Here is a 12,134-nt window from a genome sequence, read left to right as displayed (position 1 = left end):
ACCCCTCCTATGCCTGGCCCATGGCCGAAGCCGGCATGCTGCGATTGGCCTTGCGCTCGGCGCCGTTGAAGGCGCGGTCCGACAGGCTGGTGAGGATCAGGTAGAGCGCGCCGCCGACGATGTAGAACAGGAAATATTGCCGCGTGGAGCCGGCGGCGACCTGGCTCGAGCGCATCAGCTCGGCAAGGCCAGTGACCGAAATCAGTGCCGAATCCTTGAGACTGAGCTGCCAGACGTTGCCGAGGCCGGGAATGGCAAGACGCAGGACTTGAGGAATGATGATACGGCGGAACCTGAGGCCGCGATGCATGCCGATCGCCGAAGCGGCCTCGAGCTCGCCCTTGGAAATGGCGTTGTAGGCGCCACGATAGACCTCGGCCTGATAGGCGCCGGAGATGATGCCGACGGCAAGTGCACCGGCGGCAAAGGACGGCAGGCCGAGGAAACCCTCATAACCCATGGACTGGCCGATCGCGGTGACCGCTGAAGAGCCGCCGAAATAGATCAGATAGATGATCAGCAGCTCCGGCACACCGCGGAAAACGGTGGTGTAGATGTGGCCGGTCGTGACGAGCACGACGTTGCTGGAAAGCTTCGCGGCCGCGATGATCGCGCCGAGCACGGCGCCGATCGCAAGTGCTGTGGCTGTTACGCAGAGCGTCAGCAAGGCACCAAGGAGGAGAAAGGCTCCCCACCCGGTTGAGCCGAATCCAATCAATTCGAGTGTCGCCATGGGCCTTCCCAGCGCTGTCTTCGTCGTGATGACGGGCGGTCAGAATAGCACGTGGTCTCCGATCGCAAAGCGGAGACCACGGAACGCGGCTTTCTATTGGAAGCTTAATTCTGCGGGCTGACGTCGACCTTGAACCACTTCATCGAGAGGTTCTTGACCGTGCCGTCGGCAAGTGCCGACTTGATCGCTTCGCTGAACTTGTCGCGAAGGTCCGTGTCGGCCTTGCGGATGCCGAGGCCTTCGCCTTCGCCCCAGATCGAGCCGACGATTTCCGGACCGGTAAAGGCAAGCGCGCCATTGGCGGCTTCAAAGGCATTGTTGAAGTAGACGGCGTCGTCGAAGCCGAGATCGATACGACCGTTCTGCAGGTCGAGGTCGCGGTCGGCACCCGTCTTGTATTCGCGGATCTCAGCGATGCTGCCAAAATTGTCGTAGACGAACTTGGCATAGACGGTTGCCGCCTGGATGCCGATCGTCTTGCCCTTGAAGGCTTCCTTCAAGGCTTCGATTTCCTTCACGCCGGTCTGGCCGGGCGTCATCTTGATCGTCGCGCCTGTGCCGGAAGCGTTTGCAAGCGGGCTATCCTTCGCGGTGGCGAAGGCGGCCGGCGTTGCAGCATAGGGGACGGTGAAGTCGATAACCTGCTTGCGCTCTTCGGTGATCGACAGCGCGTCCATGATGACGTCGAACTTGCCGGCGTTCAGCGCCGGGATCATGCCGTCCCAGTCGGATGCGACCAGCGTGCATTCGATCTTGGCGCGTTCGCACAGAACCTTGGCGAGTTCCGGTTCGAAACCGCCGAGCGAGCCGTCGGCATTGGTGAGGTTCCAGGGGGCGTAGGCGCCTTCGAGCGTGATGGTCGCCTTCGTCCAGTCCTTGGCAGAGGCAGGAGCCGCAAAGGCGGCTGCCGTCATCGCGCAGGAAAGAAGAGCAGTGCTGAGCTTCATTGATGTGATCTCCTCTGAGATTGGACAGACCTTGCGGTATGAATGCCGATCTTCGCCGGCTTGCCCGTCCTGATCCTCTGTTTCATTTTTGGATCGGCAGGTTGTATAGGGTACCATATGAGATATTTTGTGATATGCAAGTGGAAAGTCGATTTATAAGGCAGATTCCATTCGTGCAAAGGGAATAGGCAATGAAGCGTTCCAGCGAGATGAGGCGCGAACTGGCGGAAAATGACGGCGGCCCGCTTTATGCCGGCGTCAAACAGGTCATTCTCGACCGGATCCGCAGCGGCGAATGGCCGCCGCGGCACCGTGTGCCCTCCGAAAACGAGCTGGTGGTGGAGCTCGGCGTCAGCAAGATGACCGCCAACCGGGCGCTCCGGGAGCTGGCGAACGAAGGCGAACTCCTCCGTATCCAGGGCGTCGGTTCCTTCGTGGCGGAGCGCAAGGGCTATTCGGCACTCTTCGAGGTGCGCAACATCGCCGACGAGATCGCCGAGCGCGGCCATGTCCACGAGGCGACGGTCATCGTTTTGGCCGAAGAGACGGCCTCTCCGGAGGTTGCCGATGCGCTGGAGCTCGAGATCGGTGCGCCGGTTTTCCACTCGCTGATCGTCCACAACGAGAACGGCGTGCCTGTGCAGATTGAGGACCGTTTCGTCAACCCTGGTGCGGCGCCCGACTATCTGGCGCAGGACTTTTCGACGCTGACGCCCAATGCTTATTTGACGGCGGCCGCACCCCTCAGCGCATCGGAGCATATCGTCGAAGCGGTGGTGCCGCGTGCCTGGGAATGCAAGCTGCTGACAATTCTGCAGAATGAGCCGTGCCTTGCCATCCGTCGACGCACCTGGTCGGCCCGTCAGGTGGTTTCGACTGCCCGTCTCGTCTATCCCGGCCATCGCTACAGGCTGGAAACGCGCAGCGGCAAGATCTTCGAGGAATAGGCTAGTTGTATATGGAACATGCCTCGAAAAAGCGATTTCCCTAGCCCATTCCATGATTTCACGCCCTCTCAATCGAGATGGCGTAGCAGAGCGCCTGGCCGGAAAGATCGAGCTTGCCGCCATCGCTCTCTTCAAGCAGCATTGCATCGCCGGCGTCGAGTTCGACGCTCTGCGCACCTGTTCGCGCCGTCAGAGCCCCATTGACGCAAAAGAGCAGGAAAATCCCTTTCGCAAATTCCAGGCTCTTCTCGCCGTCGATGAAATGCCGCGCGACTGCGTGCCTCACGGCACCCCGCCTGCTCATCACGTTCAGGTCGGTGATTGTGCCATCCGGCAGCGTTGCCGAGACGGCGATATCGCCCGCAAAGGTCAGCGGCTCGCTGGCCTGCGTCAGGAGCACCGGCTCACGCCCCTCGATCAAGAGCCGCATACCCTTGCCGTCCAGGATCGACAGCGTGCGGTCGATCCCGGGAAAGATGGAGAAAGGCCCGTCGGAGGCGACGGTTGCCGTGCTGACCCGCCAATCGAAATCGGCAAGTCCGGCGCCCTCAGGCGAAATGGCGATTTCCACCGTTTCGCCGCCGCCGTTCTTCCACGGCATGCGCTTGTGATCGGCAGCCCGCAGGACCTTCATGGTTCAGTTTCCGAGGATGCCGGGCAGACGCAGGCCCTTTTCCTTGGCGCAATCGATGGCGATGTCATAGCCTGCATCGGCATGGCGCATGACGCCGGTCGCCGGATCGTTCCAGAGAACATTTCCGAGGCGGCGCGCCGCATCGTCAGTGCCATCGGCGCAGATCACCATGCCGGAATGCTGTGAGAAGCCCATGCCAACGCCGCCGCCGTGATGCAGGGAAACCCAGGTGGCACCCGAGGCGGTGTTGAGCAGGGCGTTCAGGAGCGGCCAGTCGGAGACAGCATCCGAGCCGTCCTTCATGGCTTCCGTCTCGCGGTTCGGCGAGGCGACGGAACCGGAGTCGAGGTGGTCGCGGCCGATGACGACGGGGGCCTTCAATTCGCCATTCTTGACCATCTCGTTGAAGGCAAGGCCGAGCTTGTGGCGGTCGCCGAGACCGACCCAGCAGATGCGTGCCGGCAGGCCCTGGAAGGCAATGCGTTCCTTGGCCATGTCGAGCCAATTGTGCAGGTGCTTGTTGTCGGGCAAGAGCTCCTTCACCTTGGCGTCGGTCTTGTAGATGTCCTCCGGATCGCCGGACAGGGCGGCCCAGCGGAACGGACCGATGCCGCGGCAGAAGAGCGGGCGGATATAGGCTGGCACGAAGCCCGGGAAGGCGAAGGCGTTTTCCAGACCCTCTTCCTTGGCGACCTGGCGGATATTGTTGCCATAGTCGAGCGTCGGCACGCCGGCATCCCAGAAAGCGACCATGGCTTCGACATGCGCCTTCATCGATGCGCGGGCGGCTGCTTCAACAGCCTTCGGGTCGGTTTCGCGCTTGGCCTTGGCTTCGGCAACGGTCCAGCCGACCGGAAGGTAGCCGTTGCGCGGGTCGTGTGCCGACGTCTGGTCGGTGACGATATCGGGGCGCGGGCCGCCGGCCTTCATGCGACGCACGAGTTCCGGGAAAATTTCCGCAGCATTGCCGACAAGACCGACCGACTTTGCTTCGCCAGCCTTGGTCCAGCGCTCGATCTTTTCCAGCGCTTCGTCCAGCGTATGGGCCTTTTCGTCGACATAGCGGGTGCGCAGGCGGAAATCGATGCGGGTCTCGTCGCATTCAACGGCTAGGCAGCAGGCACCGGCCATGACGGCGGCCAGCGGCTGGGCGCCGCCCATGCCGCCGAGCCCGCCGGTCAGGATCCACTTGCCCTTGAGGTTGCCGTCATAATGCTGGCGGCCGGCTTCCACGAAGGTCTCGTAGGTGCCCTGCACGATGCCCTGCGTGCCGATATAGATCCACGAGCCGGCCGTCATCTGGCCGTACATGGCAAGGCCTTTCTTATCGAGCTCGTTGAAATGATCCCAGGTTGCCCAGTGCGGCACGAGATTGGAATTGGCGATCAGGACGCGCGGCGCATCCTTGTGCGTGCGGAAGACGCCGACCGGCTTGCCGGACTGGACGAGCAGCGTCTCGTCTTCATTCAGCGTCTTCAGGGTGGCAGCGATGCGGTCGAAATCATCCCAGGTGCGGGCTGCGCGGCCGATGCCGCCATAGACGACGAGTTCATGCGGGTTTTCTGCGACGTCAGGGTCGAGATTGTTCATGAGCATGCGCAGCGGCGCTTCGGTCATCCAGCTCTTGGCGTTCAGCTGATCGCCGCGCGGCGCACGGATTTCTCGGATATTGTGGCGCGGGTTTACGGTCATGATGATGTTCCCTTTTAGCGTTTCAGACCAAGCGCGATCTCTTCGATCCGCGTCAGAATGGATTTGAGATGGATGCGCAGATTGTCCGCCTCCTCGCCGTCATAGGCGAAGGGCGATGCTTCGGTTGCCAGATGCGTTGATTGGGCGAGCTCCATCTGGATGGCGTGGACGCCGGTTTCCGGCTTGCCGTAGTGACGCGTCGTCCAGCCGCCCTTGAAGCGGCCGTTCAGGATGCTGTCATAACCCGCCGCAGCCGACGCAATGGCGATGGTCGCCTGCTCGATTGCCGGATCGCAGGTCTTGCCCATATCGGTGCCGATATTGAAATCCGGCAGCTTGCCCTCGAAGAGGAAGGGAATGTGCGAGCGGATGGAGTGGCAGTCGTAGAGAACGGCGATGCCATGAATGGATTTCACGCGCTCGATCTCGGCCGCAAGGGCTGCATGGTAGGGCGCATGAAAATCATGCAGCCTGACGGCGATATCGGCCTCGGTAGGGGTGGCGTCATCTTTCCAGATCGCCTTGCCGTCGAAATCCGTCTCCGGGATCAGACCGGTCGTGTTCTGGCCGGGATAGAGGCTGGTGCCTGAGGGATCCCTGTTGGCGTCGATCACATAGCGATGGAAAGTCGCGCGCACCGTGGTCGGATTGTCGAGCAGGCCGTCGTAGAGATGGTGGATGTGCCAGTCGGTATCGGCAAGCAGCCGGCCATTATCATCAAGGCGCTCCCATATATCGGCCGGAACCTCGGTGCCTGTATGGGGAAAGCCGAGGATGACGGGGGAGGTGCCTTGCTTGACCTCGAAAACGGACATGTCAAACCTCCAGAGCGGGCAGGATGCCGCTTGAAACGGATGCGTTGAGACCGCCGCCGGCGACGAGCACCGTTGCCGCCTTCAGGTCGTTCGCCATGTAGCGGTCTTCCTCCAGCGACGGCACAACAGCGCGGATAGCGGCGATCGCCTTCTTGAGCTCGGGGCTGGTCGCAAGCGGGGCGCGAAGCTCCACCCCTTGCGCGGCCGTCAGTGCCTCGATGCCGATGATGCTGAAGAGATTTTCGGTCATCGGCAGAAGCCGGCGTGCGCCGTGGCAGGCCATGGACACATGGTCTTCCTGGTTGGCCGAGGTCGGCGTCGAATCGACGGAGGCCGGGTGCGACATCTGCTTGTTCTCGCTCATGAGCGCGGCGGATGTGACTTCGGCGATCATCAGGCCGGAATTGAGCCCCGGCTTCTTGGCGAGGAAAGCCGGCAGACCGTAGGAAAGGGCGGGATCGACGAGCAGCGCGATGCGGCGCTGGGCGATCGCGCCGATCTCGCAGATAGCAAGCGCGATCTGGTCGGCGGCAAAGGCCACCGGTTCGGCATGGAAATTGCCGCCGGAGACAACGGAATTATCCGACAGGACCAGCGGATTGTCGGTCACTGCATTGGCTTCGATCTCGAGCGTGCCGGCAACCGAGCGCAAGAGATCGAGGCAGGCGCCGTCGACCTGTGGCTGGCAGCGGATGCAATAGGGATCCTGAACACGCTCGTCGCCCTCGATATGGCTTTGGCGGATCGGCGAGTTCTCGAGCAGGGCGCGCAAGGCCGCTGCCGTGTCGATCTGGCCGCGGTGACCGCGCAGCGTGTGGATATCGGGATGGAACGGCGCCGATGAGCCCATGGCCGCATCCGTCGACATGGCGCCGGTGATCAGTGCCGATTGCGCGGCCCGGTGCGCCCGGAAAAGGCCGGCGAGCGCAAGGGCCGTCGAGGTTTGCGTGCCGTTGATCATCGCCAGGCCTTCCTTGGCGGCCAGCACGACGGGTTGCAGGCCGGCTTTGACAAGCGCCGTTGCACCATGCAGCCTTTCGCCGCCGAAGAACGCCTCGCCATGACCCATCATCACGGCTGTCATATGGGCAAGAGGTGCAAGATCGCCGGAGGCGCCGACAGAGCCTTTTTCCGGGATGACCGGAATGACGCCGCGCGCCATCATCGCTTCGATCAGCCGCACGATGTCGAGCCGCACGCCGGAGGCACCGCGGCCGAGCGAAACGAGCTTCAGCGCCATGATGAGACGCACGACATTTTCCGGCAGCGGTTCGCCGACGCCACAGCAATGAGAAAGGATGAGATTGCGCTGGAGCGTTGCCACATCGGCGCTATCGATCTTGATCGAGGCAAGTTTACCGAAGCCGGTATTGATGCCGTAGACCGGCGCATTGCCGGCGGCGATCTCGGCAATACGTTTCGCCGCCTTGAGGATCCCCGCATCAAAGGACGGGTCGAGTTTTGCCGGAACGCCCGTCCAGTAGATGGTTGCAAGATCCTGAAGTGAAACGGAGCCTGGATGCAGGGTGATGGTCATCGGTCGATCCTCTGGCCCTTGAAGATATGTGTGTGAAGTGGGTTGAAGCCGATGCGATAGACGAGCTCGGCCGGGCTCTCGATATTCCAGACGGCCAGATCGGCGGATTTGCCGGCTTCGAGCGTGCCGGTTTCGTCAAGCAGGCCAAGCGCGCGGGCGCCTTCGCGGGTCGCTCCGGCAATGCACTCCTCCACGGTCAGCCCGAACAGCGTCGCCGACATATTCATGGTGAGCAGCATCGACGTGAGCGGTGAGGTGCCGGGATTGCAGTCTGTGGCGATGGCGATGTGCACGCCGGTCTGGCGCAAGGCCTGAACCGGCGGCTTCTGCTTTTCGTTGATCGTATAGAAGGCGCCCGGGAGCAGAACCGCAACCGTGCCGGCCGCCGCCATTGCCCGTGCGCCATCCTCATCCAGATATTCCAGATGATCGGCCGAAAGCGCGCCGTAGGAGGCTGCAAGTTTCGCGCCGCCGAGATTGGAGAGCTGTTCGGCATGGAGCTTGACGGGAATCCCGAGCGAACGGGCCTTGTCGAAGACCCGTGCGATCTCGTCGACCGAGAAGGCGATGCCTTCGCAGAAGCCGTCGACGGCGTCGACGAGGCCCTCGGCACGCGCCCTCTCCAGACCCGGCAGGACGACATCGGAAATGTAATCCTGGTTCCGTCCCTTGTATTCGACGGGTGTTGCATGGGCGCCGAGATAGGACGTGATGACCCTTACCGGCCGGTGGTCTGCGAGTGCGCGAGCGGCGCGCAGCATCTTCAGTTCCGCCTCGATATTGAGCCCGTAGCCGGACTTGACCTCGATGGTGGCCACACCTTCCGAGATCAACGTGTCGAGCCGCGGCAGTGCGGCCTCGACGAGGCCTTCGACGGACAGTGCGTTGGTTGCCTTCACCGAGGAGACGATGCCGCCGCCGGCGCGCGCGATTTCTTCATAGGTCGCGCCTTCGAGCCGCATCTCGAATTCCCGCGCGCGGTTGCCGCCATAGACGATGTGGGTATGGCAGTCGACGAGGCCGGGCGTGACCCAACGACCTTCGAGATCGGTAATGTCGGCCGCCTCGATTAGCCAGGACGGCAGTTCGGCTTCCGGCCCTGCGTAATGGATGCGCCCGCCTTCACAGACGACGGCGCCTTTTTCGATAATGCCAAGGCCCGGCAGATCCTCCCGCAGGGTCGCAAGGCGTGCATTGCGCCATAGCGAGCGAGCGCTGGAATTGCGGCCCGATCCGGAAAATTTGTTCCCACTCATCAGCTTTACGCCTTTCCTTATGGCTGAATATGTATATACATAATAAAAAGGGTGACAAGTAGAAATTTATGGCCTTTCGCATAAAGGCAAGCGAAGCGGTCAATTGCGAAACGGGAGAGCGATCATGACGAAACTTCATGCGGCGGCTGCCTTGCTGGCCGAAGGCTGGCGCAAGAATGTGCGCCTGACGCTTGCGGACGGACGCATTGCCGCAATCGAAACGGATGTTGCGCCTGACGCGGATGGCGAGCGTCATGCTGTCCTGCTGCCGGCAATGCCGAACCTTCACAGCCATGCCTTTCAGCGGGCGATGGCGGGGCTTGCGGAAGTGCGCGGTCCCGCCAATGACAGTTTCTGGAGCTGGCGCACAGTCATGTACAAATTTGCGCTGTCGATGACGCCAGACCATGTCGAAGCTGTAGCGGCGAAACTCTATATGGAAATGCTGGAAGCCGGCTTCTGCCGCGTCGGCGAGTTCCACTATCTGCATCACGACAAGGATGGCAGCCCCTATACGAATATCGCCGAAATGGCCGAAAGGATTGGTGCAGCGAGTGCCGAAACCGGCATCGGATTGACGTTGCTGCCGGTTCTCTACGCCCATTCCGGCTTTGGTGGTGCGGCGCCCATCGAAGGGCAGCGCCGCTTCATCAATTCCGCCGAGAGTTTTGCGCGGCTGATGGAAGGTTGCCGGCAGGTCACAGGAAGGCTTCCCGGTTCAGAGATCGGTGTCGCGCCGCACAGCCTGCGCGCCGTCACGCCGGACGAACTGTCTGTCGCCATTGCGCTTACCGATGACGGCCCCATCCACATTCATGTCGCCGAGCAGGTCAAGGAGGTTGAGGATTGCCTCGCCTGGTCCGGCGCAAGGCCTGTCCAATGGCTGCTCGACAATGCGCCGGTTGATCAGCGCTGGTGCCTCATCCATGCAACCCATATGACGGCTGACGAAACGCGGCGGACGGCAAGGAGCGGCGCCATTGCCGGCCTCTGCCCGATTACCGAAGCCAATCTCGGCGACGGGACATTTTCGGCACCGCTATTCTTGTCCGAAGCCGGGCGCTTCGGCATCGGGTCCGATTCCAACATTCTCATTTCCATTGCCGGGGAACTTCGCCAGCTCGAATATTCCGAGCGTCTGGCGCTGCGTGCCCGCAATGTCATCGCCACCACTGGTGGTTCCACCGGCCAGGCCCTCTTTGAACACGCGCTGGCCGGCGGTGGTGCGGCATTGAAGGCAACGGCGGGTCTTGCTGCAGGCAATTATGCCGACATCGTATCGCTTGATACCAGAGCGGTTCCCTATCTTTCCGAAGGCCAGATTCTCGATCAGTGGATCTTTGCCGGTGATGTGGCAGTCGACAGCGTCTGGGCGCTCGGCCGCAAGCAGGTCGAATACGGCCGGCATCTGCGCCGCGACCTGATCGACCGGCGCTTCATCGCCGCGATGAACGAGCTCTTGGCAACATGACGAGCTTTCCTCCGCGCTTCCCAGGCGTTACAGCGGGAGAGAAGCCGGAGTGTAATGATGAGTGAACCCAAGGAAGCGACCTTACACCAGCGTATCCTCAGTGATATCGAGGGCCGTATCGTCTCGGGCGAATGGCCGCCGGGCTATCGCATTCCCTTCGAAGTGGAACTGACGAAAGAATACGGCTGCTCGCGTATGACGGTGAACAAGGCGCTGACCCAGCTGGTCAAGGCCGGGCTCATCGAGCGCCGCAAGAAATCCGGCAGTTTCGTCATCCAGCCACAGGCGCAATCCGCAGTGCTGGAGATCCATGATATCAAGGCGGAGGTCCAGTCCCTCAATCTTGCCTATTCCTACAAGGTCGCAAAGCGTATCCGCCGGAAGGCGCAGGCCGGGGATCGCCAGTTGCTCGATCTGCAGCAGAATTCCAGCCTGATCGAAGTCATCTGCACACACTATGCCGGAACGCAGCCCTTCTGCCTGGAAAAGCGGTTGATCAATCTGCAGACCGTGCCGGAAGCAGCCGCCGAAGAATTCGGCGAGACGGCGCCCGGTCCCTGGCTGTTGAGCCTGGTTCCCTGGAGTGCGGCCGAGCACAAGATCTTTGCGATTGGTGTCGATGCGGAGGAGGGCGCCATGCTGTCGATTCCTGCATCGACTGCCTGCCTCGTCGTCGAACGCCGCACCTGGAACAAATCCGGCCCCGTCACCCATGTGCGTTTCGTCTATCCCGGCAACCGTCACGCGCTCTACGCGCGCTTCACGCCGGAAGCGGCGAAATAACTGGATTTTCAATGAAAAGAGCGTCCGGTCACCTCGTATGACCGGACGCCTGTTGTTGCCGCCGCACTGGGTCGACGCCTTCCCATAGAAAGCGTTTTTGCTGCCGTCAATATCCCTGAAACAGGAGTATTGCGAAAGTCGGCGCTTACGATGAAACGGTAGAGATTACCGGTTCCGCGCCGCTGGCCTTTAAGCCTTCCTGCGCTTCCGGAATGAGCGGCGGCACCTGGATGACGACAGGTTTGTTCGCCCCGGATTCGATGAGTTCGAACACCTTGTTCAGCATACCCGGCACATCCTGGCGCACCATCTCGATGCCGTTTCCAAGCAGGGTGACGAAGGGATCCCAGTCGAAACAGCCAAGCACCAGGCTGCGGTCGTCGAGATGGCCGGAGCGGCGGATCCAGCGCATGACGCCTTCGAGCGAAATCGTCGAGTTGACGAACATGCCCTTAGGCAAGGCATTGCCGCCAAGGGCGCGCGTGTCCAACGCCTTTTCAGCTTTCTCCGGTGCATAGCCGCAGGCAAGGATGTTCTCTTCGTGCACGGCAACGCCGAGGTCGGCATGCGCTTCGCGGAAGCCGCGGATACGCTCGGCCGTATTGTGGTCGCTGCCGCGGCCACCGATGAAGAGCAGCGGCTCCATCTTGCCGAGCCTCTGTTCGCTGTTTCTCAGGATGCGACGCGTCAGCTCGCGTGCGCCGGCGAAATTGTCCGAGATGACGGAGGGGGCAAGCGCGCCGGGCAGGTCGAGATTGAGGCTGCGCACGCCGGCAGCCGCACACATTTCAGTGATCCGATCGGGGTCGGTCGCACCTGTCGCGATCAGGCATTCGACCTGATAGGAGAGCATGGTGCGGGCTGCCTCGACTTCGAGCTGAGGGTCACGGCGTGTGCAGGTGATAATCGGGAAGAGGCCGCGCGCCCGCGCCATATCCTCGAAGGTTTCGACGATCGAGCCGAAATAGCGGTTATCGTATTTCGGCACGATCATGCCGATGATGTGGGATTTCTCGCGCCTCAGCAGGCTCGCCTGCATGTTCAGCGCATACCCCTGCTCCTCGGCGATCCGGATGATCTTTTCGGCAAGCTGACTGCTGATCCTGCGCTTCTTCCAGTTGCCGTTGAGCACAGCGCTGACCGCGCTCGCCGACGTGCCGACAAGCCCCGCCAGATCGTAGATCGTCGTCCTCTTCGTCTGCTTCACCTGATTCAAAATGCGCTTCTCCGTTTGGCGTAACTTGACATCAATCGGCAGAAGTGGCAATTCTTGCTTCATCGATTGAGCAAGCTTGCGCAATCGATGATACAAACCGGTC

General features: G+C 61.6%; 11 protein-coding genes. 3 read left to right on the top strand and 8 right to left on the bottom strand.

The genetic code is table 11. From position 1 onward, the window contains the following. Nucleotides 1-7: 7 nt before the first annotated feature. The gene (locus H4W29_RS25850; protein ID WP_192731687.1) at nt 8-733 is read right to left on the bottom strand and encodes an ABC transporter permease; all 726 of its coding nucleotides are present in this window, start codon (nt 731-733) and stop codon (nt 8-10) included. Nucleotides 734-837: 104 nt separating this feature from the next. Next, nucleotides 838-1,680, bottom strand: coding sequence for a transporter substrate-binding domain-containing protein (locus tag H4W29_RS25845; protein WP_192731686.1), 843 nt, complete (start codon nt 1,678-1,680; stop codon nt 838-840). Between the two features lie 191 nt (nt 1,681-1,871). On the opposite strand from H4W29_RS25845, the gene hutC (H4W29_RS25840) reads away from it, so the two are divergent. Further along, nucleotides 1,872-2,627, top strand: coding sequence for a histidine utilization transcriptional repressor HutC (gene hutC, locus H4W29_RS25840; RefSeq protein WP_192731685.1), 756 nt, complete (start codon nt 1,872-1,874; stop codon nt 2,625-2,627). Between the two features lie 58 nt (nt 2,628-2,685). Here the strand turns inward: hutC (H4W29_RS25840) and H4W29_RS25835 are convergent, their stop codons facing one another. From H4W29_RS25835 to hutI, 5 genes are read right to left on the bottom strand one after another with little or no spacing between them, the layout of a single operon-like run. Further along, on the bottom strand, nt 2,686-3,261 hold the full coding sequence (locus tag H4W29_RS25835; RefSeq protein ID WP_192731684.1) for a HutD/Ves family protein: 576 nt from the start codon (nt 3,259-3,261) through the stop codon (nt 2,686-2,688). Nucleotides 3,262-3,264: 3 nt separating this feature from the next. After that, nucleotides 3,265-4,953, bottom strand: a complete 1,689-nt coding sequence (gene hutU, locus H4W29_RS25830; protein WP_192731683.1) for a urocanate hydratase — start codon at nt 4,951-4,953, stop codon at nt 3,265-3,267. A gap of 14 nt (nt 4,954-4,967) precedes the next feature. Further along, nucleotides 4,968-5,768 (bottom strand): N-formylglutamate deformylase, encoded by an 801-nt coding sequence (hutG, locus tag H4W29_RS25825; protein ID WP_192731682.1) that lies wholly within the window; start codon nt 5,766-5,768, stop codon nt 4,968-4,970. 1 nt (nt 5,769) lies between these two features. Then, complete coding sequence (gene hutH / locus H4W29_RS25820; protein ID WP_192731681.1) at nt 5,770-7,305, bottom strand: histidine ammonia-lyase; 1,536 nt, start codon at nt 7,303-7,305, stop codon at nt 5,770-5,772. Next, nucleotides 7,302-8,561: an imidazolonepropionase gene (gene hutI / locus H4W29_RS25815; RefSeq protein ID WP_192731680.1), complete on the bottom strand. Its 1,260-nt coding sequence runs from the start codon at nt 8,559-8,561 to the stop codon at nt 7,302-7,304. Before hutI ends, hutH begins: the two co-directional genes overlap by 4 nt. 124 nt (nt 8,562-8,685) lie before the next feature. Between hutI and H4W29_RS25810 the strand changes: the two genes are divergently transcribed. Then, entirely contained in the window at nt 8,686-10,032 is a 1,347-nt protein-coding gene (locus H4W29_RS25810; protein WP_192731679.1) for a formimidoylglutamate deiminase, read from the top strand. 57 nt (nt 10,033-10,089) lie between these two features. Next, nucleotides 10,090-10,815, top strand: coding sequence for a histidine utilization transcriptional repressor HutC (gene hutC / locus H4W29_RS25805; protein ID WP_192731678.1), 726 nt, complete (start codon nt 10,090-10,092; stop codon nt 10,813-10,815). A 145-nt stretch (nt 10,816-10,960) separates the two neighbouring features. Here hutC (H4W29_RS25805) and H4W29_RS25800 read toward each other — a convergent pair whose 3' ends face one another. Then, the gene (locus tag H4W29_RS25800; RefSeq protein WP_192731677.1) at nt 10,961-12,031 is read right to left on the bottom strand and encodes a LacI family DNA-binding transcriptional regulator; all 1,071 of its coding nucleotides are present in this window, start codon (nt 12,029-12,031) and stop codon (nt 10,961-10,963) included. Between the last annotated feature and the right edge of the window lie 103 nt (nt 12,032-12,134).

The organism is Rhizobium viscosum, from assembly GCF_014873945.1.
Taxonomy (GTDB): Bacteria; Pseudomonadota; Alphaproteobacteria; order Rhizobiales; family Rhizobiaceae; genus Rhizobium; species Rhizobium viscosum.
Note: the sequence above shows the minus strand (reverse complement) of the source record. Positions and strands in the feature narration are given on the sequence as shown.

What these genes read in the sequence shown, in the direction of transcription:
- H4W29_RS25850 (WP_192731687.1), bottom strand. Translation starts at nt 733, where the DNA reads ATGGCGACACTCGAATTGATTGGATTCGGCTCAACCGGGTGGGGAGCC.
- H4W29_RS25845 (WP_192731686.1), bottom strand. Translation starts at nt 1,680, where the DNA reads ATGAAGCTCAGCACTGCTCTTCTTTCCTGCGCGATGACGGCAGCCGCC.
- hutC (WP_192731685.1), top strand. Translation starts at nt 1,872, where the DNA reads ATGAAGCGTTCCAGCGAGATGAGGCGCGAACTGGCGGAAAATGACGGC.
- H4W29_RS25835 (WP_192731684.1), bottom strand. Translation starts at nt 3,261, where the DNA reads ATGAAGGTCCTGCGGGCTGCCGATCACAAGCGCATGCCGTGGAAGAAC.
- hutU (WP_192731683.1), bottom strand. Translation starts at nt 4,953, where the DNA reads ATGACCGTAAACCCGCGCCACAATATCCGAGAAATCCGTGCGCCGCGC.
- hutG (WP_192731682.1), bottom strand. Translation starts at nt 5,768, where the DNA reads ATGTCCGTTTTCGAGGTCAAGCAAGGCACCTCCCCCGTCATCCTCGGC.
- hutH (WP_192731681.1), bottom strand. Translation starts at nt 7,305, where the DNA reads ATGACCATCACCCTGCATCCAGGCTCCGTTTCACTTCAGGATCTTGCA.
- hutI (WP_192731680.1), bottom strand. Translation starts at nt 8,561, where the DNA reads ATGAGTGGGAACAAATTTTCCGGATCGGGCCGCAATTCCAGCGCTCGC.
- H4W29_RS25810 (WP_192731679.1), top strand. Translation starts at nt 8,686, where the DNA reads ATGACGAAACTTCATGCGGCGGCTGCCTTGCTGGCCGAAGGCTGGCGC.
- hutC (WP_192731678.1), top strand. Translation starts at nt 10,090, where the DNA reads ATGAGTGAACCCAAGGAAGCGACCTTACACCAGCGTATCCTCAGTGAT.